Raw genomic sequence first — 25,450 nt, forward strand, 5'->3', positions numbered from 1 at the left:
TACCACTTTCGGACCACGCCGGAGGCGCTCGTCACGCTGCAGCACGCCGGCGTCGACGCCGTGAGCATGGCCAACAACCACGCGGTCGACTACGGGCCGGACGGTCTCACGGACACGCTCGCGGCGCAGGCGTCGAGCCCCATCCCGGTGATCGGGATCGGTCCCGACGCCGCGAAGGCGTTCGCGCCCGCGGTCTTCCAGGTCCGGGCACCAGTCTCGCGGTCATCGCCTCGACGCAGATCAACGACTACACGGTCCACACGTACCCGGCCACCACCACGAAGCCGGGCATCGCCGGGAACCTCGACAACGCGCGGTTGCTCGCGGCCGTCCGGGCCGCGCGCACCGCGTACGACGTCGTCGTCGTCTACCTGCACTGGGGCAGTGACTACACGAGCTGCCCGGACGGCGCCCAGACGACGACTGCCGCCGCCCTCGCGGCGGCCGGAGCCGACGTGGTCGTCGGCGGGCACGCCCACCGGGTGCAGGGCGCGGGCTGGCTCGGCCGGGCGTACGTGGCCTATGGCCTGGGAAACTTCGTCTGGCTCAACACCCGCGGGCCGGTCGACGCCGTCAGCGGCGTTCTCACCGGGCAGCGTGGACCCGGCCAGGGCGCACGCCCAGAGGGGTGCCGGCCCGTCGGTCGTCGCCGGCGCGGCGTGGACGCCCCTGCTCATCGGGGACGACGGGGTGCCGCGCCCACCGGAAGCCGCGGCTGCGGCGAGCCAGCAGACGGCGTGGGTGCAGGCCCGGTCGTGTGCCCGTCTCGCGTCGACGCCGTGAGCCCGACGAGCCGAGACGCCTTGAGCTGCGTCTCCGCCCACTCCGCATCGGGGTCGGAGCCCCAGGTGATGCCGGCACCGGTACCGAACCGGAGCACCCGCAGCCCGTGCACGTCCCGCTCCGCCCAGAAGGTCCGGATCCCGACCGCGAGCTCCGCCTCGTTGCGGTCGGCGTCGACCCACCCGATGGCGCCACAGTAGGGGCCGCGCGGCACCGGCTCGAGGTCCCGGATCGTCGTCAGGGCGCTCGACTTCGGTGCGCCGGACACGGAACCGGGCGGGAACGTCGCGTCGAGGATCCCGGCCCAGCCGACGCCGGGTCGCAGGCGACCGGCCACCGTCGACACGAGGTGCACCAGGCCGGGATGCGGCTCGACCGCGCAGAGAGCCTCGACGTCGACCGTGCCCTCGTGGCACACCCGGGAGAGGTCGTTGCGGACCAGGTCGACGATCATGACGTTCTCGGCCACGTCCTTGGGGAGGAGGCGGTCGGCCGTCGTCGCCGTGCCCTTGATCGGTGACGAGACGAGCCGCTCCCCCGATCGGCTGAGGAACCGTTCGGGTGAGGCCGACACGACGTCGAGCCCGGCGGCCGCGACGCGGATACGGGCCGCATACGGCGCGGGGTTGCCCTCCCGCAGCAGCGCGTCCAGGCCGTCGAGGTCCGCGGACTCGTCGAGGTCGTGCTCGAGCGCCCGGCAGAGGTTGGCCTGGTAGACGGTGCCGGCCGCGATCCGCTCGCGAATCACGGTGACCGAGGCCCGGTATGCGTCGGCGTCGAGCGACGAGCGCCACGCATCGTCCAGCCCGGTCCAAGGCGCCGAGGGGGCGACCGGCGCGCCGTGGCGGACGTCGGCGAACCGGACGGCGGTCAATGCACCTTCGAAGGTCATGACGACGGCCCAAAAGCCTTGCTGGTCAAGGGCTTCGAGCGCCTCAAGCCCCGTCAGGACGACCTGTGGGTTGGTGGCGACGCGATCACCGAACCGGGCGACGTCCACCGCTCGATGATAGGTGCCGCGGGTCGGGAGGACTTCGGGCATTCCGGTCACGCGCGCGTGGTCCCGTCGTTAGCCTGGGAGCGGGTCAACCACGGATGCGTCCCGATGGCGACCCGCCGCGTGTTCGACTCGGAGGCGAGCATGGCCCAGCTGGTCGTCGGACTGACCCCGGCGTTGGCCCGCGCCCTCGCCCGTGGTGAACAGACCAGGGACACCACCCGCCTGCGCGACATCACGGCGCAGGCGCAGGTCGAGCTGCAGCCGCAGACCGCCCGCGCTCTCGACGCGCGCGACACCGAACCCGACGATGACGCGACCGGCGACGCCGACCCCGAGCCGACGGTCTGGTTCTTCGTCGAGACGGACGGTGGCCAGCCGGACGACCTCGACGCTCAGCTGCTCCGGATCCCCGGAGTGACCGCGGCGTACGTCACACCGGACCAGGGACCTCCGTAACCCGCCCTACGACGTTCTCCGCTCCGCTCCGATACGTCGCGGGGGCCCCGACCAAACGTCACTCTCACCACCTCACGGAGGATTCGCATGCCACCCAGGAAGCGCACGTCCGCCAGCTCGAAGACCGCCGCCAAGACCGCGCCGACCCGTCGACGCACGTCCGCCGTGACGGCGGCGCCCTTCGGTGCGCCGGAGCTCATCGTCGTCGCCGATCCCGCCGCGGCGCTGCGTATCGGCACCCGTGGGGTCGAGTCCGGAGGGGGCGCCGACACCCGGGCCCTCAACCGCGTGGCCGCCCGCGCCGCCGTGACGCTGCGCCCGCTGTTCGGTCCCGAGGACCGCGTTCGGCTGGAGGCCCGCAACCTCGCCCCGGCGGCGATCGGCCCGGTCCCCGACCTGTCGGTCTACTACCACGTTGACGCGCCGGTCGGCGATCTGGCGGACCTCGCGGAGGAGCTCGCGGGCAGCGAGGGCGTGCAGGCCGCCTACGTGAAGCCGGCGAGCGAACCGCCGGTCCTCAACGACATGGCACCGGCCGGGGAGGACGCCCCGCCCACCACGCCGGACTTCGTCGGCAACCAGCTCTACCTCGAGGCGGCGCCGGGCGGCGTCGACGCGCGGTACGCCTGGACCTGGCCGGGTGGCGGTGGTGCCGGGGTGAGCATCATCGACTGCGAGTGGGGCTGGCGGTTCGACCATGAGGATCTCTCCGTCGGGCAGGGCGGCGTCGTCGTCGGCACGGCGAGCTCGGACACCAACCACGGAACCGCGGTCATCGGCGAGATCAGCGGCGACCGGAACGCGTTCGGCATCACGGGGATCTGCCCCGACGCCTTCATCCGGGGGGCGGCCTTCTCGGGCCCGACGGCGTCCACGATCCACAGCGCCGCCGACAAGCTCGGGGCCGGCGACATCATCCTGCTCGAGATCCATCGCGCCGGGCCCCGGCACAACTTCCAGGCGCGCAGCGACCAGCTCGGCTACGTCGCCATCGAGTGGTGGCCGGACGACTTCGACGCGATCCGCTACGCCAACTCGCGCGGGATCATCGTCGTCGAGGCGGCGGGCAACGGGGCGGAGAACCTCGACGACGCGCTGTACTCGGTGCGGCCGGCCGGGTTCCCGAACTCGTGGACCAACCCGTTCAACCGGGCCAACCGCGACTCCGGTGCCGTCGTCGTCGGTGCCGGCGCTCCCCCGCCGGGGACCCACGGCGTCAGCTGGGGTGCCGACCGGTCCCGGCTCGACTTCTCCAACTACGGCGCCCTCATCGACGCCCAGGGCTGGGGCCGTGAGGTCTCCAGCACGGGGTACGGCGATCTGCAGGGCGGCGGCGACGCTCGGATCTGGTACACGGACCACTTCTCTGGGACCTCCAGCGCGTCTCCGATCCTCGTCGGGGTCCTCGGCGCGCTCCAGGGTGCGCTGCGGGCCGCCGGCAAGACTCCGATGACCCCGGCGACAGCCCGCGCGTGGCTCCGCGCGACCGGCTCGCCGCAGCAGGACGAGCCCGGTCGTCCGGCCACCCAGCGAATCGGCAACCGGCCGGACCTCAAGGCGCTCATCCAGGCCCACGTCAAGGGCAACATCGCCATCGACAAGGCGACGTTCAAGGACGCCAAGGACGTGAAGCTGGAGCACAAGGAGCTCAAGAACGAGAAGGCCGAGATCAAGGAGCGCAAGGAGAAGATCGAGGTCAAGGAGCACAAGGTCGAGGCCAAGGAGCTCAAGAACGAGAAGGCCGAGATCAAGGAGCGCAAGGAGAAGATCGAGGTCATCGAGGGCAAGCACCTCATCGTCGACGGCGGGGGCAAGAACCTCGTCGTCGAGGGCGGAGGCGGAGGCGGCAAACAGCTGGTCGAGGGCGGCGGCGGAGGCTTCGGCGGTGGCGGCATCGACCCCGCGTCGGCGGCCGGCGCTGGCGTCGAGGCCCGGCTCGCGGCGGTCGAGCAGTCGGTCGCGGCGCTGACCCATTTCATCGGCGCCGACCTGCGACCGGAACTGGGTTCCGGGGCCCTGGCCCGCGAGGCCGACCTGTCCGCGGAACCGGACGCTCCCAAGTCCTTCAAGGACTCCAAGGACTCCAAGGACATGAAGGACATGAAGGACCAGGAGAACCTTGGCGGGTACTGACCTCGAGTATGCGGTGCTCTGTGGCCCGGAGGACGGTTCCGCCCTCTGGGCCGCGGCCCGGCTCCGCGACCGCGGGCTGTCGCTTCGGGTGGTCACCGTTGAGGAGCTCGTCTACGCGCCGAGCATCCGCTACGCGACGGTCGGTACGGGCGTGGTCACCGAGGTCCGCCTCGGCGACGGCACGGTGCTCGGTCCGAACCTGCGCGGCACCCTGAACCGGGTCGCCCGGCTCCCGTCGGCGCATCTGGAGGCGACTCCCTCGACCGAACGCGGGTACCTGCTCCAGGAGCTGCACGCCGTCCTGGTCAGCCTGCTGTATGCGTGGCCGGGAGTGGTGGTCGGCCGGGCCGACCCGCGCGGGTTGTGCGGCGTCTGGTGGCGGCCCGCCGAGTGGATGGTGGCGGCGGGGCGGGCCGGCCTCGTCGGGGTCGGGTACCGGTCGGGCGGGTCGGACGAGGTGCACAGCTCTCAGACGGTCCTCGTCGTGGCCGGCGAGGTCGTCACGCCTTCGGGCGTCGAGGTCCCCGACGCTGTGGTCGCCGGCAGCCGGACCCTGGCCGCCCGGCACGGCGGTGGCCTGGTGGGTCTCGACTTCGCCGTGGAGGGGGGCACCTGGGCGTTCCAGAACGCAACGCCCTGGCCGGACCTCCGACCCGGCGGCGAGGCGGTCGTGGACGCCCTCCACGCCGCTCTGTCGGTCCGGGAGCCGGTGCCGGCATGATCCTCGTCGCCGGCATCCCGTCGGAGCCGCCACTCCAGGAGGCGCTCGACGCGCTCAGCGACCAGCGCGCGGACGTCGTCGTCCTCAGCCAGCGCCGATGCGCCGAGATCGACCTCGCGTTCGCCGTCGACTCCGCCGGCGCGGTCGACGGAGTCCTGCGGATCGGGCGTCGCCACATCGCGCTGCGGGAGATCACCGGCGTCTACGCGCGGCTGATGGACCACCGCAACGTCCCGGAGTACCAGCGCCTCGACGTCGGCGACCCTGAGCGGGAGCGGTGGGCGGCCCTGAACGACACCCTCTCGGCCTGGGTCGACGTCGCCCCCGGCACCATCGTCAACCGCAGCTCGGCGATGGCCTCGAACGCCGCCAAGCCCTACCAAGGGCAGCTGATCGCCCGGCACGGCCTGCTCACCCCGGAGACACTGCTGACCAACGACCCGCAGGTGGCTCGCGAGTTCTACGCCTCACGACCCCGTGTCGTCTTCAAGTCCGCCAGCGGCGCGCGGTCGATCGTCCAGACCATGGAACCCGGTGACCTCGGGCGCCTGGGGACGTTGCGGGCCTGCCCCGTTCAGTTCCAGACCTGGGTACCCGGGACCGACGTGCGCGTCCACGTGGTCGGTTCCGAGGTCTTCGCAACAGCCATCACGACCACAGCGACGGACTACCGGTACGCGACGGCACAGGTGGAGGAGCCGGCCCGCCTCGAGCCCCACGACCTCGCCGACGATGTCGCTCAGCGATGCGTCGCCCTGACCGCCGACCTCGGGCTCGAGTTCGCCGGCATCGACCTGAAGATCACGCCCGACGGCGAGGTCTACTGCTTCGAGGTCAACCCGTCACCGGCATACACGTACTTCTCCGGGCAGACCAAGCAGCCGATCCCCGAGGCCCTGGCCCGACACCTGCTGGCCGCCTGACCTCCAGACCGCCGTTGCTACGGGTTTCGGGCCCTTTCGGATCCCGGAACCCGTAACAACGGACGTCTGGAAGGGGGTCAGCGGCGGGAACGGCGGCCGATGAGAATGCCGACGACCAGGGCGACCGCCGCGACGGCGAGCTGCGGCGCATACGACTTGAGGATGACCGGGAGGACGGTCGCCCCGAGATCGATGGCGTCGTCGTTCGCGCGGCCCGCGCTGGCCCGCACGAAGGCCGGCCGGTCCACGTTCGAGCGGACGGGCGGGGAGGCCGGAGCAGCCGCCGCCGGTGCCGCCTCGGAGCCGACCGCCGCCTCGACCGACGCCGGCCCGGGCCCGGTGGAGGAGCCCGGGTCGGGTTCGGCGTCCTCGGTCGGGACGGGCGCCGTCTCCGCCGCCACGGCCTCGACCGCCGGCTGCGGGGTGGTGAGCCGCTGCTCGAGGCACGCGACGAACTGCATCAGGAGCTTGTCGGAGACGTCCTGCATCACGCCCCGCCCGAACTGGGCCGGCTTGCCGGTGATGTTCAGGTCGGTCGTGACCTCTACCGCCGTGGAGGAGTCGGCCGCCTCGTCGAGAGCGATCGTGACCTTCGCCCCGGCCGTGCCGTTGCCGCGCTTGTCCTTGCCGGTCGCCTCGATGGTGGCCCGGTGGGCGTCGTCGTCCCGCGTGACGAACTGGCCGGAACCCGTGTACATCAGCGCGATCGGTCCGAGCTTGACCTTGCAGGTCCCCTCGAACCGGTCGCCCTCCACCGACGTCACGGTCGCGCCGGGGAAGCACGCGGCCACCCCGGCGAGATCCATGAACGTGTCCCACGTCGTCCCCACCGGGGCCGGCACGGTGAACATGTGCTGCAGCTCCACGGGCTCAGGCTCCGGCTGCCGCGAGCACGGCTCGGCGGGTCAGCACGGTGGCAAGGTGCTTGCGGTAGGCGCTGTCGCCGTTGAGGTCCGACGGCGGGTTGGTCCCGTCCGCCGCCGACGCTGCGGCCTCGCGCACGGCGTCCTCGGTGGCCGCCTTGCCGACCAGCGCCTCCTCGACCGACGTGGCGCGCAACGGCGTGGACCCCATGTTGGTCAACCCGATCCGCGCCTCGGCGATGATGCCGCCATCCACCCGGACGGTCGCCGCGACCGCGACGATCGACCACTGGTGCTTCACCCGGACGAACTTCTCGTAGTGGGCTCCCCAGCCGGTGTGCTTGGGGATCCGCACCTGGGTGAGCAGCTCACCCTCGCCGACCGCCGTCTCGAAGAGGTCGACGAAGAAGTCGGCCGCGCCGACGGTCCGGGTCGCTCCACCCGGGCCGGCGATGACGAACTCCGCGTCCAGCGCCAGCGCCGCCGCGCCCACATCGCCCGCAGGATCGGCGTGCACCAGGGCCCCACCGACCGTCCCGCGGTGGCGGATCTGCGGATCCGCGACCTCGGCAACCGTCTTGGACAGCAGCAGGACGTGCTCCCGCACCAGGGGGTTGACGATGACGTCGGCGTGCGTCGCCATCGAGCCGATGACGATGGCGTCGCCGTCCTCGGTGATGTCCGTCAAGCCGGGTATGCGGCGCAGGTCGACGACCTTCTCCGGCGCGTTGAGCCGCATCCGCAGAACGGGGAGCAGGCTCTGGCCCCCGGCGAGGACCTTGGCTTCGTCACCGGCCTCGGCGAGAGCCGACAGGGCCTCCTCGAGCGAGTCCGGTGCCACGTAGTCGAACAGGGCGGGGATCACTGCTGGCCACCTTCCGTCGCGTTGCTCGGATCGTCCTGGTTGAGCGCGCCCTCACTGAAGTGCGGCTGCGCCTCGGTGATGGTCTCGGCGTCCGGAGTCGCGCCGGCCGACTGGATGGCCTTCCACACCCGCTCGGGAGTGCACGGCATGAGGATGTCGTTGATTCCCAACGGCCGCAGCGCGTCGACGATCGCGTTGACCACGGCGGGGGTCGAGGCGATCGTCCCCGCCTCACCGACTCCCTTGGTACCCAACGTGTTCGTCGTCGACGGCGACTCGGTGTGGTCGGTGACGAAGCTGATCGTGTCGGCCGCCGTGGGCAGCGTGTAGTCGACGAACGACCCCGTGACGAGGGTGCCGTTGTCGTCGAACTCCGCGCCCTCCCAGAGCGCCTGTGCGATCCCCTGGACCAGGCCGCCGTGGACCTGGCCCTCGACGATGAGCGGGTTGACGATGACGCCGATGTCGTCGACGCACACGTACTTGCGCATCGTCGACTGGCCGGTCTCAGTGTCGACCTCCATCGCGCAGAGGTGGGTGCCGTGCGGGAAGGAGAAGTTGACCGGATCGTAGGTCGCGCTGCCGTCGATGTCGGGGTCCATCCCGTCGGGCAGGTTGTGGCCGGTCCACGCGTTGAGGGCGATGTCCGTCAGGCTGACCCCCTTGTCGGTGCCCTTCACGTGGTACTGGCCCGCGCTGAACTCGATGTCGGCGATGTCGGCCTCGAGCAGGTGCGCCGCCGCCGGCTTGGCGTTCTCGATGACCTTGTCGGCCGCCTTGACCACGGCCTCACCACCGACCACGAGAGACCGCGAACCGTAGGAGTCGAGCCCCTTGGGAGCGATCTGGGTGTCGCCGTGCAGGACCTCGACGTCCTCGAAGGGAACGCCGAGCCGGTCGGCGACGATCTGGCTCCAGGCCGTCTCGTGGCCCTGGCCGTGCGGCGACGTGCCGGTGACGACCTCGACCTTGCCGGTGGGGAGCATCCGGATCGTGGCCGACTCCCAGCCACCCGCCCCGTAGCTCAGGGACCCGAGGACCCGCGAGGGGGCGAGACCGCACATCTCGGTGAACGTCGAGACGCCGATGCCGAGCTGGACGGGGTCCTTGCTGTCGCGGCGTCGCTGCTGCTCGGCGCGCAGCTCGTCGTAGCCGAACAGGTCACGCGCCTTGGCGGTCGCCGCCTCGTAGTTGCCCGAGTCGTAGGTCATCCCCGCCACGCTGGTGAACGGGAACTCCTCGTGGGTGATCCAGTTCTTCTCCCGGATCTCGAGCGGGTCGACCCCGACCTCGGCGGCGAGCTCGTCCATGAGCCGCTCGATGGCGTACGTCGCCTCGGGCCGGCCCGCGCCTCGGTAGGCGTCGACCCACGTCTTGTTGGTGAGGACGGTCTGGACCGAGAACTGGTAGGCCGGGAACTTGTAGATCGAGTTGAACATCCAGGCACCGAGCACCGGAACGCCGCCGCCGACGAGGGCGATGTAGGCGCCCATGTCGGCGAGGAGCTCGACCTTGAGCCCCGTGACCGTGCCGTCCTTCTCCGCGCAGAGGGTCAGCTTCTGCCACTGGTCGCGGCCGTGGTGAGCCGACAGCAGCGACTCGGACCGGGTCTCGGTGTACTTGACCGGCTTGCCGAGTCGACGGGCCACGGCGATGGTGACGTACTCCTCCGGCGTCGTCTGCAGCTTGCCGCCGAACCCGCCACCGACATCGGGGGCGATGACCCGGACCTTGGACTCGGAGATGCCCATCGTCGCGGCGATGAGGAACCGGAGGATGTGGGGGACCTGGGTGGCCGACCAGACCGTCATCTGCTCCTGGGTCGGGTCGACGACCACCGACCGGGGCTCCATGAAGGCCGGGATGAGGCGCTGCTGCCGGTACTCGCGCTCGATGACGATGCCGTCGGTGCGGGCCTTGGCGATGGCCTCGTCCACGTTGCCGCCGGAGCCCTGCTCGGCGGAGTCCAGCTTCCAGAAGGCGCTCTTGTTGGTGCCGAGGTCGGGGTGGGCGAGCACCGTGTCGGCGGCGGCCTCCTTGAGGTCGAGCGCCGCCGGCAGCACCTCGTAGTCGACGTCGACCAGCTCCGCGGCGTCGCGCGCGCGGGCGGCCGACCGGGCGACGACGACGGCCACGATCTCGCCGGCGCAGGCCACATGGTCGATGGCCATCGGGAGGTGCACCGGGGTCTTCTGGTCGGCCGTGATCGGCCAGGCGTTGGCGAGAACGCCCTGAACGTCCTTGAGGTCCTCGCCGGTGGCGACGAGGGACACCCCGCGCATCTCCTTGGCCGCGGTGGTGTCGATGGAGGTGATCTTCGCGTGGGCGTAGGGGCTGCGCACCACAGCCATGTGGAGTAGTCCGGGCGGCGTGATGTTGTCGGTCCAGCGCGTCCGGCCGGTGATCAGCCGCTCGTCCTCCTTGCGAGCCCGGGCCTTGCCGACCTCGGGAGCCGGCGCCTCGGTGCGCTCCTCGGTGACGGTCACTTCGCACCTCCCGCTGCGGCCTGGACGGCCTTGACGATGTTGTGGTAGCCGGTGCAGCGACAGAGGTTGCCCTCGAGACCCTCCCGGATCTCCTGCTCGGTCGGGTCAGGGTTGTCGTTCAGCAGGTCGATCGACTGCATGATCATCCCGGGCGTGCAGTAGCCGCACTGGAGCGCGTGGTTCTCGTGGAACGCCTTCTGCATGGGGTGCAGCTCGCCGTTCTGGGCCAGACCTTCGATCGTCCCGATCTCCGCGCCGTCGGCCTGGACCGCGAGAACGTTGCAGGACTTGACGCTGTGGCCGTCGAGGTGGACGGTGCACGCGCCACAGTTGCTCGTGTCGCAGCCGACCACCGTGCCCGTCTTGCCCAGCCGTTCTCTCAGGTAGTAGACGAGCAGCATCCGAGGCTCGACCTCGTCCTGGTACTCGACGCCGTCGACGGTCACGTTGATCAGGGTCATCCTTGACTCCTTGCGCTGGGGCGGGTGTTCAGATCGTGCTGGCTGGACGGGCTTCCTGCAGGGGTTTCGCCGCTTCTGCGGCCGAACCTGGCGAGTCGGGCAGGTCGACGGGGCCGGAGTGCCGCCCGGTCGGATGGTGGATCGGGCCCTCGACGTCGGCCAGACGCGAACCCTGACCACCCCACCGGACCGCGATGATCTCCGCGGCGATGCTCACCGCGGTCTCCTCCGGTGTCCGGGCACCGAGGTCGAGTCCGATCGGGCTGGACAGCCGGGTCAGCTCGGCGTCGGTCATCCCGACCTCGATCAGCCGCTCGAGCCGGTCCTCGTGGGTGCGCCGCGATCCCATGGCACCGATGTAGGCGACCTCGGGCAGCCGCAGCGCCACCTCGAGGAGCGGCACGTCGAACTTGGGGTCGTGGGTGAGAACGCACAGGACGGTGCGACGGTCGATCCGGCCGGCCTGCGCCTCGGCCTCGAGGTAGCGGTGCGGCCAGTCGACGACCACCTCGTCGGCGTCGGGGAACCGGCTGGCCGTCGCGAACACCGGACGGGCGTCGCATACCGTCACCGTGTAGCCCAGGAACTTGCCGATCCGGGCGCAGGCCGCCGCGAAGTCGATGGCCCCGAAGACCAGCATCCGCGGCGCCGGGGCGTGCACGTCGACGAAGACCCGCATCCCCTCGCCGCGTCGTTCGCCGTCGGGTCCGTAGGTCAGCGTCTCGCTGTGGCCGGAGGCCAGCAGGCCGCGGGCGTCGTCGGTGACCGCGTCGTCGAGGCGCAGGCTGCCGAGGGAGCCGCCCCGGTCGCCGAGGTCCTCTTCCGCCCGGACGATCAGGCGTCTGCCGAGCCGAGCTGGATCCGGATGCTCGACCACCGTGGCCACCGCGACCGGCCGGCCGGCCTCGATGTCGGCGGCGACGTCGCCGAGCTCGGGGAAGGTCTCCCGCGACACGGTCTCCACCCAGACGTCGAGGATGCCTCCGCACGTGAGACCGACGGCGTAGGCGTCCTCGTCGCTGACGCCGTACCGCTGGAGTGCCGGGGTCCCCGACTCGACGACCTCCTGTGCGAGCTCGTAGACCGCGCCCTCGACGCAGCCGCCGGAAACGGATCCGACCGCCTCGCCCTCGGGTCCGACGAGCATCGAGGCACCGGGCTGGCGCGGCGCGGACCGCCACGTCGCGACGACCGTGCCGACTCCTACCGAGGCGCCGTCGCGCCACCAGCGCAGCAGGTCGGGCAGGACCTCACGCATGCTCGACCACCTCCGCCAGGGCGTCGAAGGTGCGCAGCGAGTGACCCGCGACGAGGTCGTCGCAGTGCGGGAGGGCGGCGACGATGCCCTGCTGGATCGGCTGGTACCCCGCCTTGCCACGATGCGGGTTGACCCAGACGACCCGGTGGGCGAGGGAGCGCAGGCGCCGCATCTGCTCGTCGAGGAGGTCGACGCCGCCGCGCTCCCAGCCGTCACTGAAGATGACGACGACGGCGCCGCGGGCCATGCCTCGCTGTCCCCAGCGGTCCAGGAATGCCTTGAGCGACTCCCCCAGCCGGGTGCCGCCGGACCAGTCGGGCACCACGTCGCCGGCCGCGATGAGGGCTCGCTCGGGGTCGCGCTGCCGCATCGCGCGGGTCACGTGAGTGAGCCGGGTGCCCATGGTGAACACCTCGACGTTGGTGCGCCCTACGCTCCAGCGGTGGGCCAACCGTAGGAGGGAGTCCGCATACGAGCTCATCGACCCGGAGACGTCCACGAGCATCACGACCCGTCGCGACCGGGTGCCGCGGCGTCGCCACTCGAGGCGGCCGGGCTCTCCCATCCGCTGCAGCTGCCGCCGCAGGGTGCGGCGCGCGTCGATCTCCCCGCGGTGCCACTCGCGGCGGCGCGAGGCCCGGCGGCGCGGGTCGGGGCGTCGCAGGGAGCCGAACAGGGCGGTGAGGGCGGCCTTCTCGGCCGGCGACATCTGGGCGACGTCGCGGTGCCGCAGCACCTCGGTCGCGCTGGCGGTCGCCCGCAGCAGCTCGGCGTCGCGATCGCCGTCCCCCTCGCCGCCATACTCCTCCAGCGAGGCCTGCTGGACCGGCGGAGCCTGCGGCGTGACGGTCGGCGATCCGGGCAGACGGTGGGTGAACCACGTCGCGAAGACCTGGTCGTAGCGGGCGATGTCGTCCCGGCTGGAGCAGAGGGTGGCGCGGCCCGCCCAGAAGGTCGCGGCCTCGTCGTCGAGGCCGACCACGGCGACCGCCTCGAGGTACCCCGCCTCACGGTCGGCGGTCACCGGGAGGCCGGCGGCGCGCAGGGCTCGAGCGAAGCCGAGGAGGAGGGCGTCGGGGGCGTTCCTCGGCGGGGTGGACACGGTACGCGTGGTCGTCACGGTCATCGCGTCACGTCCGCAGCATCTGGTCGAGGCTGGCGCGGACGCGGTCGGCGTCCTCGCGGTACTTGACGGCCACGCCCAGCGTGGCCGCCGCCAGCTCGATGTCGAGGTCGGCGGCCCCGAGGGCGTCGAGCGCGCGGGCCCAGTCGAGCGTCTCGGCGACACCCGGTGGCTTGATCAGGTCGTCGCGCTGCCGCAGCCGCTGGACGAGGCGGACCACCTGCTCGGCGAGGGCGGGGGCGACATGGGGCGCACGGCTGCGGACGATGGCCAGCTCGCGCTCCAGGCCCGGATGGTCGATCCAGTGGTAGAGGCAGCGGCGCTTGAGGGCGTCATGGAGCTCCCGCGTCCGGTTCGAGGTGAGGACCACGATCGGCGGGTGGGCGGCGCGCACGGTGCCGATCTCGGGGATGGTCACCTGGTAGGTCGAGAGGACCTCGAGGAGGAACGCCTCGAACTCGTCGTCGGCCCGGTCGACCTCGTCGACGAGCAGGACGGCCGGCGCCTCCCGCAGGGCCCGGAGCACCGGTCGGGACAGCAGGAACCGTTCGTCGAACAGGGACTTCTCGAGCTCGCTCACGTCCTGCGCGGCACCACCGGCACCGGCCTCGACCGCGCGCAGATGGAGGATCTGACGGGGGAAGTCCCAGTCGTAGAGGGCCTGGCTCGCGTCGATCCCCTCGTAGCACTGCAGCCGGATCAGCGGCAGGTCCAGCGCCTCGGCGACCGCCTCGGCGAGCGTGGTCTTGCCGGTCCCGGGCTCGCCCTCGAGGAGCAGCGGCCGGCCGAGCGTGAGCGCGAGGTACCCGATGGTGGCCAGCGCCTCGTCGACGAGGTAGCCGGTGCGTCCGAGACGCGCGGCCAGGTCGGCGGCGGAATCCACAGTGGGCTGCACTCCCCGATCATCACCCCGAGGGGACCGCTCGGGAACAGCGGGGGGTAGGTCACGGTCCACGCCGCTGGCGAGGTCGCCGCACTCGACGAGAAGCACGTCGTGCGCCGAGAGGTAGTCGCGCGCGCCCCGGTCGCCGACCGCCCCCGCCGCCACGCCGGACCAGTGCTCGCGGCCGAGGACGACGGGGTGTCCGGGGACTCCGTGGTAGGCGGCCCGCCCGAGGCTGCTGGGGTCGTCGCCGACCGCTTCTACGACGCGCTGGACGACGTCGGGACCGACGTCGGTTAGGTCGACCAGGGTCACGACGACGGTCGTGGCGAGGGTGTCGGTGGCGGCCTCGAGCCCTCGCCGAAGGGAGGCGCTCATGCCCTCTGCCCAGTCGGTCGCCACCACCCAGCGCACCGGAAGGTCGGCGTCCTGGCGTTCGTTGAGGATGTCGACCGCCCGTTCCGCCCCTGCGCCGAGCACGACGACGACCGGGTTGCAGCCGCCGGCGGACACTGTGTCGACCGCGCGGTTCAGCCAGGACGTCCCGTCGGGGTCGCGGACCAGAGCCTTGGGCTGACCCATCCGGCGCCCCTCGCCCGCGGCGAGAAGGACGCCGACCGGCGGCGTCCCGGCCGGTTGGCCGACCTCGGCACCCTGCATGAACGCACCCAATCACGCCCCGCGGCGAGCCGGACCCTCCGAACGGGTAGCACGTCCAACGAGTGCCAGTTCCGGATGCGCAAAACGGACACTTCGGCCTCCACCGCGGGGGCCGTCCTCGCACCGGACCGCATGTGCGCACGTGGCCCCAGTCCTCGTCGAGGGTGCGCAGTCGCTGGCCCTCGGGCCAGCGACCGAATTCTCAGGCTGCAGCGCGACCACCACGTCCCTACCCCGACCACAACCCCCCGCCAAACAGCGCCGGCCGAGCTCTGACGCCTAGGTCTGCGCAGATCTTGATGTCAGGGCGCAGACCGTCCACGCTCTGCGCGGCGACCACGACGTCTGCGCAGACGTGGTGACCGGGCCGCGAACCCGGAGTCAGGCGAGCTGCTCCAGCTCGTCGACCTCGCGAGCCACCGGCGGCTGCGTTCGGTGCTCCGCCGCCGCTGACCCCGCCCCCACCGCGTCCCACCGGACCCGACGGCTCCGCCGAGAGAAGATGACGACCTTGGCCAGCTCCTCGATGACCCGTGCGGCGAAGACGCCGGCGACGCCGAGCGGGGTGTGCAGGCCGAGGACCACCGCGAGCGGCAGGCCGACGACGAACGCCCCCACCACGTCCCCGAAGATCACGCCGCGGACGTCGCCGGCGCTCGGGAGCACCCCGGCCCCGAGAATCATGTTGCGCACCTTGACGACCTGGGAGATCGCATACAGGGCGATCCCGACGGTCGCCATCGCCTGCACCTCGTCGGTCGTGTCGTGGAACAGGAACGGAAGCACGAACGCCGTGGTGCCGAAGAGCACCCCGAACGCCACTCCCGTCACCGTGCCGGCCTTCTTGATCCGGCGTACCCATGCCGCAGCGCCACGCCCGTCGCCGCGGCCCACCTCACGGCCGACCAACGCGGTCGTCGCGGCCATCAGGCCGATGCTGCCGACGAGGAACAGGGACTCGAGCATGTTGACGATCTGCGCCGCCGCCAGGGCGTCGTCGGAGATCTGCTGGAACACGACGTTGTAGAGGAAGGTCCCCGTGGTCCAGAACAGCTCGGTGATCCCGAGCGGCAAGGCCAGCACGACCAGGGCCCGGGAGACCCGCCACCACGACGCATACCCGGTCGGCGGCTGCCAACGGACGACCCGGTGGATCCCGAACACCTGCAGCGCGAGGATCCCGGCCTTGAGAGAGGCCGTGATGAGCGTGGCGAGTCCGGCGCCGGGTACGCCGAGCTCGGGGAACGGGCCGGTGCCCGTGACGAGGAGGTAGGCGAGGGCGGCGTTGAGGCCAACCGTCGCCATGGTCGCGACCATCGGGCTGCGCGGACGACCGGTGGATCGGAGCACGCCGCTGAACAGCGCGCCGATCACGATCGGGACGACCGCGAGCCCGGCGAGGCTGAGGTACCCGCCACCCGCGGCGGCTACGTTCTCGGAGGCGCCGACCAACCGCATCAGGGACTCGCCCCAGACGAGGATCGGAACGGCCGCAAGCACACTGACGCCGCCAGCCAGGAACAGCGCGGCCGAGACGGTCTGGTTGAGCCTGGTCTCGTCGCCGCCGCCGTGAGCGCGGGCGACGAGGATGCTCACCGACGCACCGATGGCGCCGAGGGTGAGGACGAGGATCATCGTCAGGCTGTTGGCGAAGCCGACCGCTGCGATGGCGGTGGCGCCGAGGGTGCCGACGACGATCTGGTTGACGACGTTGAGGACGAGGGTGAGGACGAACTCCGCACTCACCGGAACGGCGATGCGGGCGATCTCACGACGAGGGGACGGCGCGACGAGGCGGGCCGTCTGGGCGTGCGGGGACAAGGCGAACTCTCTGGCTACTGGCTGACTATCGGGACGGCGGGTGTGCACGCCTGTAACCCCACGAGGTCATGCCGCGATACTCATGCTGGGCCAGGCAGTCGCCCTCGACCCGCAGGTTCACTCTACGGAGAGACCGGTTGCGGACTCAAACCGGTTGGTGGTGCGTTTGGTCACCATGGGGACACCGCTCGGCGGGGCCGTCCTACTGTGGACGGCCCCGCCGAGGTGGAGAGGTGTCGAGCCGGTCAGGAGACGCCCAGGCTCAGAAGGCACCCACTCCGTTGGGCGTCCCGAGACCCGTCGGGCCGTCCCAACCGGTTCTGGCGTGGCACCACTGCGGCGTCGGGCAGGAGCCGTTGCCGCCCGAGGTCACGTCGAACAGTGCGCCGGCGTTCTGGTACGGCAGCGCATTCGCGTAGCCGGAGGGGTTCCTGGAGGTGTTGCCACTCAACGCGTAGACCGCCGCGATGATCGGCGACGCGAGGCTGGTGCCGCCGTACTGGCCCCAGGTGCTGCTTGTGCGACTGGTCGGCGCGTAGACCGCGAGCCCGGTCTGCGGGTCGGCCACGGCCGAGACGTCGGCCATCGCCCGCTTGGCGCACCCGGTGCCGAAGGTCGCTGCCGCCGCGAGGGCGCGGTTGTAGGTCGAGCAGCCGGAACCCGCGCCACTCCACACCGACTCGCTCCAGCCGCGGGTCGTTCCGGTGGCGAGAGTCAGCGACGTGCCACCGACGGCGGTGACGTATGGGGACGACGCCGGGTAGGAGGCGCCCTGGTAGCCGTTGTCCCCGGTGGACGCGGTGACGGCGATGCCCGGGTGGTTGTAGTAGGTGCCGTAGGTCGTGTCCGCGGCGTCGCCGCCGCCGTAGGAGTTGGAGATCGCGACGACGCCGGCCTGCTTGGCGGCGGTGATCACGGCGGCCCCGAGGTCGGCGAACGAGGCCGACTTCGCCTGGACGAGGAGGATCTTGCAGTCGGGGCAGGTGGCGGAGACGGCGTCGAGGTCGAGGGCCTGCTCCTGCGACCACCCCAGGTTGAACCGGGGCAGGTTGGTGCCGCCGTTCTGGTCGATGATCCTCAGACAGCCGCTGGCCGTCGTGCAGGAATTCAAGCCGGACCGGAGTCGGTAGATACCCAGGTCGTGCCCGGCGTTCGGGTACCCGTATGCGTCGACGATCGCCACGGTCCGCGCGCCGGAACTCAACCCGGTGAGCTTGTATGCCGACTGGATGTCCTTGGGCGTCTTCGCTCCGGCCGATGGACTGGCGGTGTCCGGCGAGACACCACGGCCGTTCGCGTCGACGAGCTTGAGCGCGTGACAGCTGGCCTCCCCGGCCTTGGCGTCGACGCAGACTCGCTGACCGTGCGCGCCGGGTACTGCGTCCGCGCGACTCGCTGCTCCGACGGCGCCTGCCGTCAGTCCGATCGCGGCGGTCAACGTCGCGAGAACGGTCCCTAAAGTCCTGCGCATCCGGTGGTCTCCTGAGGGGCTCCCGAACGGCCGCCGGGTCGGCCGCCTCGCCTACCCAAGCCAGCACGATCGCGTGAGGACAAGGGCCGGACGCGTCGCCGACGAAGAATTGCCGATGCCTTGGCGAAATGGAGACCGGATTGCCAGCGTCCTCCCAGGCTCGCTGACGGTCGGTCAGCCGAACGGTGCCACGGCCAGTGTCGTGAGGACCGGCTCCCCCGCCTCGTCGGACGCCTCGAGATCGACCGCCGTGGTGATCCGCCAGTCGTGCTCGCCGTCGGGGTCGTCGAGGATCTGGACCGCGGACATCCGGCCGTCGATGGGCTCGCCGAGAAGGAACATGGCCGGCCCGCGCGCGTCCGGGCCGATGCCCACCTCTCCGTGCTCGGCCGCATACGCCTCCCCCGCGTCCTGCCACTGCTCGGCGGTGAGCCCGGCGTCCAGTGCGGCGAGGTCCGCCCAGCGTCGGCGAGCGAGCAGGTCGACCCGCCGGAACATCGCGTTGCGCACCATGATCCGGAACCCTCGCGCGTCGGCGGTCACGCTACGGATACCGAGGACGCTGTCCGGCGTCGGCTCGGGGGTGACCGGGGCGCCGGAGACCAGTGCCTCCCACTCGTCCACGAGGCTGGAGTCGGTCTGGCGGACGACCGCGCCCAGCCACTCGACGATGTCGTCCACACCCTCGGTCCGGGCGGAGTCGGGGACGGTCTGCCGCAGGGCCCGGTACGCGTCGGAGAGGTAGCGCAGCAGTAGTCCCTCGGACCGCCCCAGTCCCAGCCATGCGACGTACTCCGAGAAGGTCATCGCCCGCTCCCACATCTCCCGGACCACCGACTTCGGAGACAGCGCTTCCTCGGGGACCCACGGATGAGTCTGGCGGTAGGTCGCGAGCAGCGCGGTCAGTAGCTCCACCAACGGTTTCGGCCACGTCACCTCCTCGAGCAGCTCCATCCGCTCCTCGTACTCGATGCCGTCGGCCTTCATCTCGGCCACGGCCTCTCCGCGCGCCTTGAACTGCTGGGCGAGGAGAACCTGGCGCGGGTCCTCGAGCGTCGCCTCCACCACGGAGACGACATCGAGCGGGTATGCCGGTGCATCCGGGTCGAGAACCTCCACCGCGCCGAGGGCGAAGGCCGAGAGCGGCTGGTTGAGCGCGAAGCCGAGCTGGAGGTCCTCGACCAGGCGGCTCAGCCGCCCCTCGGCGTCAGGGGTCTCCAGCCGTTCGACGACGCCGGCGGCCAGCAGCGAGCGGTAGATCTGTACCGCCTGTCGAACGTGCCGGACCTGCCGGCGCGGGTCCTCGTGGTTGTCCCGCAGCAACTTTCGCATCGCGGCGAACGGATCCCCCTGCCGCGCCATGACATTGAGCACCATGGCGTGCGTCACCCGCATCCGGGACACGAGTGGCTCGGGCGGCGCCGCCACCAGACGCTCGAAGCCGTCCTCGGTCCACGTGACGAACCCGTCCGGCGCCTTCTTGCGCTGCACCTTCCGCAGCTTCTTGGGGTCGTCGCCGGCCTTGGCCAGGTTCCGCGCGTTCTCGATGGTGTGCTCCGGCGCCTGGACGACGACGTAGCCGGCCGTGTCGTACCCGGCGCGTCCGGCGCGACCGGCGATCTGGTGGAACTCCCGGGCCTTCAAGGGGCGCTGACGCGAGCCGTCGAACTTGCTCAGGGCGGTGAAGAGCACGGTCCGGATCGGCACGTTGATGCCGACGCCGAGGGTGTCGGTACCGCAGACCACCTGCAGCAGACCGCGCTGGGCAAGCTGCTCCACGAGGCGCCGGTACTTGGGCAGCATCCCGGCGTGATGAACCCCGATCCCGTGACGTACCAACCGGTTCAGCGTTCGCCCAAACCCGGGCGAGAAGCGGAACCCGGCGATCAGCGCGCCGATCTCGTCACGTTGTTCGCGGCTGGCCACCGGGACGGACAGCATCGACTGGGCGCGCTCGAGAGCGGCCGCCTGGGTGAAGTGGACGATGTAGACGGGGGCGCGATGCGTGTCCAGCAGCTCGGTCACCGTCTCGTGCAGCGGCGTCATCGCCCACGAGTAGAAGAGCGGGACGGGCCGCTCACCCGAGGCGATGGACACCGTCGGCCGCCCCGTGCGCCGGATCAGGTCCTCCTCGAACCGGGCGGTGTCACCGAGCGTCGCCGACATGAGGAGGAACTGGGCCCGAGGGAGCTCGAGGAGCGGGACCTGCCACGCCCAGCCGCGATCCGGCTCGGTATAGAAGTGGAACTCGTCCATGACGACCTGGGCGATGTCGGACTCGGCACCCTCACGGAGCGCGATGTTCGCCAGCACCTCCGCCGTGCAGCAGACCAACCGGGCCTGCGCGTTGACCGACGCGTCCCCGGTGAGCATCCCCACCCGCTCGGGCCCGAGGACGTCACAGAGCGCGAAGAACTTCTCCGAGACGAGCGCCTTGATCGGCGCGGTGTAGAAGGTCCGGCCGCCGGTCGCGAGGGCCGACAGATGCGCGCCCAGCGCTACCAGGCTCTTGCCCGAACCGGTCGGGGTGCCGAGGATGACGTTCGCGCCGGAGACGACCTCGATCAGCGCCTCCTCCTGCGCGGGGTAGAGGGTGATCCCCTGGTCGGTGGTCCAGTCGACGAACGCGCCGAACACGTCGTCCGGTCCTGGGCGCTCAGGCAGCGACGTGAGCCGGTCGAGAGCCCTCCCCAACGACGGACCGGTGGTGGAGGGCACGGGGCCATCCTCCCGGACTCAGATGCCCTGCCAGTCCGGCTTGTCGTCCCACACCTGTCCGTAGTACTCGCGCAGCTCGAGCCGCGACGCGGCCGCGGGGTCCAGCACGACGGTGACGTGCGGGTGCAGCTGCAGCGCCGACGCGGGGCACCGGGCGCTGACCGGGCCCTCGACCGCGCTACGGACCGCCTCGGCCTTGCCCTCCCCCGTGGCCAGCATGACGAGGTGGTGCGCGTCGAGGATGGTCCCGAGGCCCTGCGTGAGGACGTGGTGCGGGACCTCGTCCGGCGAGTCGAAGAACCGCGCGTTGTCGGCACGGGTGCGCGGCGTGAGGGTCTTGACCCGGGTCCGTGAGGCCAGTGACGACCCCGGCTCGTTGAACGCCAGGTGCCCGTCGCTGCCGATCCCGAGCAGCTGGAGGTCGACGCCCCCGGCGGCAGCAATGGCCTTCTCGTAGGCGACGCACGCGGCCGGCACGTCGTCGGTCTGGCCGTCCGGCGTGTGCAGGTGGTCGGCCGGGAGGTCCACGAGGGAGGCGAACTCGCGCTCGATGACCTGGCGATACCCCTCCGGGTGGCCCGGTGGCAGCCCGAGGTACTCGTCGAGGGTGAAGGCCGACGCCTCCGCGAACGACACCTCGCCCGCCTCGTACCGGCGCACCAGCTCTGCATAAACCGGCGACGGGCTGGATCCCGTCGCCAGCCCGAGGACTGCCGTGGGTCTGGCCATCACGAGCGCGACGACGGCGTCCGCGACGAGGTCGGCGCGTTCCTGCTCGGTCTCGAGGACCACGACCTCCACGGTCAGCCCACCTCTCGTCCCAGGATGCGGTTCACCGGGCGGTCATCCTTCCAGAGCGCCGGAGAGGCGGTCGTCCAGCGCCCGCCCGGAGACCGCGGATGCACCGAAGGTGTGGACCACGGTCCGGCCGGGCAACCGGTCCGGTCCCGGCCAGCCGAGCTCGACGACGACGAGGTCCGGACGCCGACGAGCAAGGGCCGTGAGGCCGGCGACGACCCACGCATACCGGTGTCCGCCGCGGACCAGCGCCACGACGGGGCGGTCCGCGTCGAGGTCCGGGAGGTGGCGCCCCTCGACGACCTCGACGGGCGCGGAGCCGGCGAGGACCCGGCCGTCGTGCGGCAGCCCCCACGGCACATGGCCGGCGGCGATGTTGGCGCCGGCGACGAAGCGGAGCACCTGCGCCCCGGGAAGAGGCCCTAGCGGGCCGTCGACCGTGATGGCCTCTCGGGCGGCCGCGCTGGAGGCGCCGTCGCCGAGGCTCGCGGTCGGCGCCGTGGCCCGGAGCTCCCGTAGCCGCGCGGATGCGGTGTCCACGCGGCCCGCCGCCTCCACGAGGCGGTCCTGCGATAGTTCGCCCGAACGCACGGCGGCGACGATCGCGTCGAGCACCGCCTGGACCTGGTCGTCGACGACGTGAGGGCCGAGGCAGAGCAGGTCGACACCGGCGGCCAGGGCCTGCACGGCGGCGGCCGGGACGCCGATCTCCCCGCTGGCCCCCTGCATGTCCAGGGCGTCGCTGACCAACAGCCCGTCGAACCCGAGTCCACCGTCGGCCTCGGGCGCGCGCAGCAGCCGCGTCGCCAGCGCGCTGAAGGTCGCCGGCCGATCCGGGTCCAGCGCCCGCACGACGACGTGGGAGGTCATCACCGCCACCGCCTCGGCGGCGATCCCCGCTCGGAAAGGCACCAGTTCCCGCTCCCGAAGGACCTCCACGGGGGCTTCCACCACCGGCAGGGCGACGTGGGAGTCGGCGACCGTGTCGCCGTGTCCGGGGAAGTGCTTGAGACAGGCGCCGACCCCGGCGGACTGCAGCCCGTCGACGAACGCGGCCACGTGGCGCGCCACCAGCTCCGGCTCCGCCCCGAAGCTGCGGACCCCGATGACCGGGTTGAGCGGGTTGGAGTTGACGTCCGCCACGGGGGCGAGGTCCAGGTCCACGCCGACGGCCAGCAGCTCGGAGCCGATGTCCTGGGCCACCGCCCGGGTGAGGGTCGGGTAGTCGACCGCTCCCAGGGCAGCGTGCCCGGCGTGCGGGCTGCCGACCCGGTAGTAGAGCCGCGTGACGTCTCCACCCTCCTCGTCGAGCGACACGATCGCGTCGGGGGCGGCCTCGTGAATAGCGGCGCAGAGCCGGCCGACGGCCTCGATCGACGTGACGTTCTCGCCGAACAGGCAGATCCCGGCCATTCCGCCGACGAGCCGTCGGCGCGCCCACTCCGGGAGGGTGCCTCCGTCGAACGACGCCATCACGGTGCGTACGGCCAGGGTCTCTAGGTCGGTCTGTGGATCGCTCATAGCGCCCATGACCCTGTCACACCCGCTCAGCTGAGGTGGAACGGCTCCACGTCGGACTTGTGACCGGCGTCGGAACCCACGGCGGCGCCCGCCGAGCTGTCACCGCCCGGGTCGTTCCCCGATGGGGTCACCAGCCGGATGATGACGGACTTCGAGGTGGGGCAGTTGCTGCCGATCGCCGTGGAGTCCAGCGGCACCAAGGGGTTCGCCTCCGGGTAGTAGGCGGCGGCGCACCCGCGCGGGGTGTCGTAGGGCACGACGCGGAACCGTGGCGCGACTCGCTCCGAGCCGTCCTTCCACTCGCTGACCAGGTCGACGATCTCGCCGTCCTCGACGCCCAGGTCGACGATGTCGAGGGGGTTGACGAAGACCACCCGTCGACCTCCGTGGATCCCGCGGTAGCGGTCCTCCAGCCCGTAGATGGTGGTGTTGTACTGGTCGTGGCTGCGCAGGGACTGCAGCAGCAGTCGGCCCTCGGGGACGTGCAGCACGTCGGTCGGGCTCACCGTGAAGATGCCAAGGCCCACCGTGGTCGGGAACGTGCGGGTGTCGCGCGGCGGGTGCGGGAGGACGAATCCGCCTGGCTGGTCGACCTTCTCGGCGTATGCGGCACAGCCCGGGACCACGCGGCCGATGGCCTCGCGGACCGTCCCGTAGTCGCTGCGGAAGTCGGCCCACGGGATGCGCCCGACCCCGGGGACCGTCGCCAGCGCCAGCCCGCAGACGACGTCGACCTCGGACCTCAGGTGCGGCGAAGCAGGGGTGAGCGGCCCTCGGGACGCATGGACCGCCGACATGGAGTCCTCGACGGTGACGCGCTGGTCACGGCCGCCGGTCCGGTCCCGTTCGCTGCGACCGAGCACGGGGAGGATGAGCGCGGTCCGCCCGCAGACGGCGTGCGACCGGTTCAGCTTGGTCGAGACCTGGACCGTCAGGTCGGCCCCGCGCATCGCCTCCTCGACGACGGCGGTGTCGGGAGCGGCGGACGCGAAGTTGCCGCCCATCCCGACGAAGACACGGGCCTTGCCGTCGCGTAGTGCGCGCACCGCGTCCACGGTGTCGAACCCGTGCTCGCGGGGCGGCTCGAAGTGGAACTCGTCGCGCAACGCGTCGAGGAAGTGGTCCGGGACCTTCTCCCATATCCCCATCGTCCGGTCACCCTGGACGTTCGAGTGCCCGCGCACGGGACACAGTCCCGCCCCCGGCTTGCCGATGTTGCCCTGCGCGAAGGCGAGGTTGGCGATCTCCTTGATCGTCGCGACGGCGTTGCGGTGCTGGGTGATCCCCATGGCCCAGCAGGTCACTGTCCGCTTCGAGGTGGCGAGCAGGTCGGCGGCCTGCTCGATGAGGGAGCGGTCCAGTCCCGTGGCGGCGTCGACGGCGTCCCAGTCCAACGCCCGCACGTGGTCCGCCCACGCGTCGAACCCGGTGGTGTGCTTGCGGACGAACTCCAGGTCGAGGACCGTGCCGGGTCGTCCGGCGGCCCGGGCGGCGTCCTCCTTGGCGACCAGGAGCGAGCCGAGCGCCTGGAACAGCGCGAGGTCGCCGCATACCCGGACCGGCAGGTGCAGGTCCGCGAGCTCGGTCCCGACCCCGGACAGCCCACGCGGCGTCTGGGGGTTGCGGAACCGGGCGAGGCCGGCCTCGGCGAGCGGGTTGACGGCGATGATCGTGGCCCCCCGGCGCTTCGCGATCTCCAGCGCGCTGAGCATGCGGGGGTGGTTGGTCCCGGGGTTCTGGCCGACGATGAGGATGAGCTCGGCGCTGTGGACGTCCTCGAGGCTCACGCTCCCCTTGCCGATGCCGATGACCTCGGCGAGGGCCACCGACGTGGACTCGTGGCACATGTTCGAGCAGTCCGGCAGGTTGTTGGTCCCGAACGTCCGGACGAACAGCTGGTAGAGGAAGGCCGCCTCGTTGGACGTGCGGCCGGACGTGTAGAAGATCGCCTGGTCGGGGTGGTCCAACGTGCGCAACGTCGACCCGACGAGCCGGAAGGCGTCCTCCCAGTCGATCGGCGTGTAGTGGCTGGCGCCCTCGTGCCGCACCATCGGCTGGGTGATCCGGCCCTGCTGGCCGAGCCAGTAGTCGGTGTGCGACTCCAGGTCGTCCACCGAGTGCGCGGCGAAGAACTCCGGACCGACCCGCAGCTTGGTCCCCTCCTCGGCGACCGCCTTCGCCCCGTTCTCGCAGAACTCGGCCGTATGCCGGTGGCCCGGGTCCGGGTCCGGCCACGCGCACCCCGGGCAGTCGAAGCCGTCGACCTGGTTGAGCTTGAGCAGGCTGCGCGTCGCGCGGCTCACGCCCATCGAGCGGACCGCGCGATCCATCGACACCCCGACCGCCGTGACGCCGGCGGAAGCGTCCTTCTGAGGCGTCACCTCGAGCTGCGACTCGTCGATGTCGTCGATCGGCGCCGGTTTGATCAGGGCCACCCGGCCACGGTACCCACGCCCGCTCGTCCCGGCGCGCCGGGTTCGACCGCCGCGGGTCAGCGTGGCCGAAG

General features: G+C 71.6%; 18 protein-coding genes and 3 pseudogenes. 6 read left to right on the top strand and 15 right to left on the bottom strand.

Features of this window, described 5'->3' with window-relative positions; translation table 11 throughout:
- Together VIG79_RS19750 and VIG79_RS19755 are read left to right on the top strand one after the other, a co-directional pair.
- A pseudogene (locus tag VIG79_RS19750) lies at positions 1-195 on the top strand (CapA family protein); the annotation flags it as partial.
- A 29-nt stretch (positions 196-224) separates the two neighbouring features.
- Positions 225-530: pseudogene (locus VIG79_RS19755) on the top strand (CapA family protein); the annotation flags it as partial.
- Positions 531-673: 143 nt separating this feature from the next.
- On the opposite strand, the gene VIG79_RS06485 reads toward VIG79_RS19755, so the two are convergent.
- Positions 674-1,783 carry a chorismate-binding protein gene (locus VIG79_RS06485; RefSeq protein WP_331883632.1) on the bottom strand — a complete coding sequence of 370 codons (1,110 nt, stop codon included), beginning with the start codon at positions 1,781-1,783 and terminating at the stop codon, positions 674-676.
- 105 nt (positions 1,784-1,888) lie between these two features.
- Between VIG79_RS06485 and VIG79_RS06490 the strand changes: the two genes are divergently transcribed.
- The 4 genes from VIG79_RS06490 to VIG79_RS06505 all read left to right on the top strand — a co-directional run bounded on the left by VIG79_RS06490 (position 1,889) and on the right by VIG79_RS06505 (position 6,016).
- Complete coding sequence (locus VIG79_RS06490; RefSeq protein WP_331883634.1) at positions 1,889-2,239, top strand: hypothetical protein; 351 nt, start codon at positions 1,889-1,891, stop codon at positions 2,237-2,239.
- A gap of 87 nt (positions 2,240-2,326) precedes the next feature.
- Positions 2,327-4,372, top strand: a complete 2,046-nt coding sequence (locus VIG79_RS06495) for a S8 family peptidase (protein ID WP_331883637.1) — start codon at positions 2,327-2,329, stop codon at positions 4,370-4,372.
- Positions 4,359-5,093 (top strand): hypothetical protein, encoded by a 735-nt coding sequence (locus VIG79_RS06500; RefSeq protein WP_331883640.1) that lies wholly within the window; start codon positions 4,359-4,361, stop codon positions 5,091-5,093. Before VIG79_RS06495 ends, VIG79_RS06500 begins: the two co-directional genes overlap by 14 nt.
- Positions 5,090-6,016 carry a hypothetical protein gene (locus VIG79_RS06505; RefSeq protein ID WP_331883643.1) on the top strand — a complete coding sequence of 309 codons (927 nt, stop codon included), beginning with the start codon at positions 5,090-5,092 and terminating at the stop codon, positions 6,014-6,016. The genes VIG79_RS06500 and VIG79_RS06505 overlap by 4 nt, the downstream gene beginning before the upstream one ends.
- A 77-nt stretch (positions 6,017-6,093) precedes the next feature.
- Here VIG79_RS06505 and VIG79_RS06510 read toward each other — a convergent pair whose 3' ends face one another.
- The 14 genes and pseudogenes from VIG79_RS06510 to VIG79_RS06575 form a co-directional block, all read right to left on the bottom strand.
- The gene (locus tag VIG79_RS06510) at positions 6,094-6,882 is read right to left on the bottom strand and encodes an SRPBCC family protein (protein WP_331883646.1); all 789 of its coding nucleotides are present in this window, start codon (positions 6,880-6,882) and stop codon (positions 6,094-6,096) included.
- Positions 6,883-6,886: 4 nt separating this feature from the next.
- A complete protein-coding gene (locus tag VIG79_RS06515) occupies positions 6,887-7,744 on the bottom strand; it encodes a xanthine dehydrogenase family protein subunit M (protein WP_331883648.1) in 858 nt (285 codons plus the stop codon).
- A complete protein-coding gene (locus VIG79_RS06520; protein WP_331883650.1) occupies positions 7,741-10,230 on the bottom strand; it encodes a xanthine dehydrogenase family protein molybdopterin-binding subunit in 2,490 nt (829 codons plus the stop codon). Before VIG79_RS06520 ends, VIG79_RS06515 begins: the two co-directional genes overlap by 4 nt.
- Positions 10,227-10,691 carry a (2Fe-2S)-binding protein gene (locus VIG79_RS06525; RefSeq protein ID WP_331883652.1) on the bottom strand — a complete coding sequence of 155 codons (465 nt, stop codon included), beginning with the start codon at positions 10,689-10,691 and terminating at the stop codon, positions 10,227-10,229. The genes VIG79_RS06520 and VIG79_RS06525 overlap by 4 nt, the downstream gene beginning before the upstream one ends.
- A gap of 28 nt (positions 10,692-10,719) precedes the next feature.
- Complete coding sequence (locus VIG79_RS06530) at positions 10,720-11,949, bottom strand: XdhC/CoxI family protein (protein ID WP_331883655.1); 1,230 nt, start codon at positions 11,947-11,949, stop codon at positions 10,720-10,722.
- The gene (locus VIG79_RS06535; protein ID WP_331883658.1) at positions 11,942-13,069 is read right to left on the bottom strand and encodes a vWA domain-containing protein; all 1,128 of its coding nucleotides are present in this window, start codon (positions 13,067-13,069) and stop codon (positions 11,942-11,944) included. The genes VIG79_RS06530 and VIG79_RS06535 overlap by 8 nt, the downstream gene beginning before the upstream one ends.
- Before the next feature lie 10 nt (positions 13,070-13,079).
- Positions 13,080-13,967: an AAA family ATPase gene (locus VIG79_RS06540; protein ID WP_414672594.1), complete on the bottom strand. Its 888-nt coding sequence runs from the start codon at positions 13,965-13,967 to the stop codon at positions 13,080-13,082.
- Positions 13,968-14,078: 111 nt separating this feature from the next.
- A pseudogene (locus VIG79_RS06545) lies at positions 14,079-14,615 on the bottom strand (nucleotidyltransferase family protein); the annotation flags it as partial.
- 381 nt (positions 14,616-14,996) lie between these two features.
- Positions 14,997-16,436: an MATE family efflux transporter gene (locus VIG79_RS06550; RefSeq protein WP_331883661.1), complete on the bottom strand. Its 1,440-nt coding sequence runs from the start codon at positions 16,434-16,436 to the stop codon at positions 14,997-14,999.
- Positions 16,437-16,698: 262 nt separating this feature from the next.
- Positions 16,699-17,907, bottom strand: a complete 1,209-nt coding sequence (locus VIG79_RS06555) for a hypothetical protein (protein WP_331883664.1) — start codon at positions 17,905-17,907, stop codon at positions 16,699-16,701.
- Between the two features lie 174 nt (positions 17,908-18,081).
- The gene (locus VIG79_RS06560; protein WP_414672593.1) at positions 18,082-20,625 is read right to left on the bottom strand and encodes a DEAD/DEAH box helicase; all 2,544 of its coding nucleotides are present in this window, start codon (positions 20,623-20,625) and stop codon (positions 18,082-18,084) included.
- Positions 20,626-20,643: 18 nt separating this feature from the next.
- Positions 20,644-21,426 carry a glucosamine-6-phosphate deaminase gene (nagB, locus tag VIG79_RS06565; RefSeq protein WP_331883666.1) on the bottom strand — a complete coding sequence of 261 codons (783 nt, stop codon included), beginning with the start codon at positions 21,424-21,426 and terminating at the stop codon, positions 20,644-20,646.
- Positions 21,427-21,468: 42 nt separating this feature from the next.
- Positions 21,469-22,944: a glycoside hydrolase family 3 protein gene (locus VIG79_RS06570; RefSeq protein ID WP_331883669.1), complete on the bottom strand. Its 1,476-nt coding sequence runs from the start codon at positions 22,942-22,944 to the stop codon at positions 21,469-21,471.
- A 26-nt stretch (positions 22,945-22,970) separates the two neighbouring features.
- The gene (locus VIG79_RS06575) at positions 22,971-25,373 is read right to left on the bottom strand and encodes an FdhF/YdeP family oxidoreductase (protein ID WP_331883732.1); all 2,403 of its coding nucleotides are present in this window, start codon (positions 25,371-25,373) and stop codon (positions 22,971-22,973) included.
- Positions 25,374-25,450: the final 77 nt, after the last annotated feature.

The organism is Lapillicoccus sp. (assembly GCF_036559105.1).
GTDB lineage: Bacteria > Actinomycetota > Actinomycetes > Actinomycetales > Dermatophilaceae > Lapillicoccus.

Coding starts and splice junctions, on each gene's coding strand:
- VIG79_RS06490 (WP_331883634.1), top strand. CDS start 1,889: ATGGCGACCCGCCGCGTGTTCGACTCGGAGGCGAGCATGGCCCAGCTG.
- VIG79_RS06495 (WP_331883637.1), top strand. CDS start 2,327: ATGCCACCCAGGAAGCGCACGTCCGCCAGCTCGAAGACCGCCGCCAAG.
- VIG79_RS06505 (WP_331883643.1), top strand. CDS start 5,090: ATGATCCTCGTCGCCGGCATCCCGTCGGAGCCGCCACTCCAGGAGGCG.
- VIG79_RS06525 (WP_331883652.1), bottom strand. CDS start 10,691: ATGACCCTGATCAACGTGACCGTCGACGGCGTCGAGTACCAGGACGAG.
- VIG79_RS06530 (WP_331883655.1), bottom strand. CDS start 11,949: ATGCGTGAGGTCCTGCCCGACCTGCTGCGCTGGTGGCGCGACGGCGCC.
- VIG79_RS06555 (WP_331883664.1), bottom strand. CDS start 17,907: ATGCGCAGGACTTTAGGGACCGTTCTCGCGACGTTGACCGCCGCGATC.
- VIG79_RS06570 (WP_331883669.1), bottom strand. CDS start 22,944: ATGAGCGATCCACAGACCGACCTAGAGACCCTGGCCGTACGCACCGTG.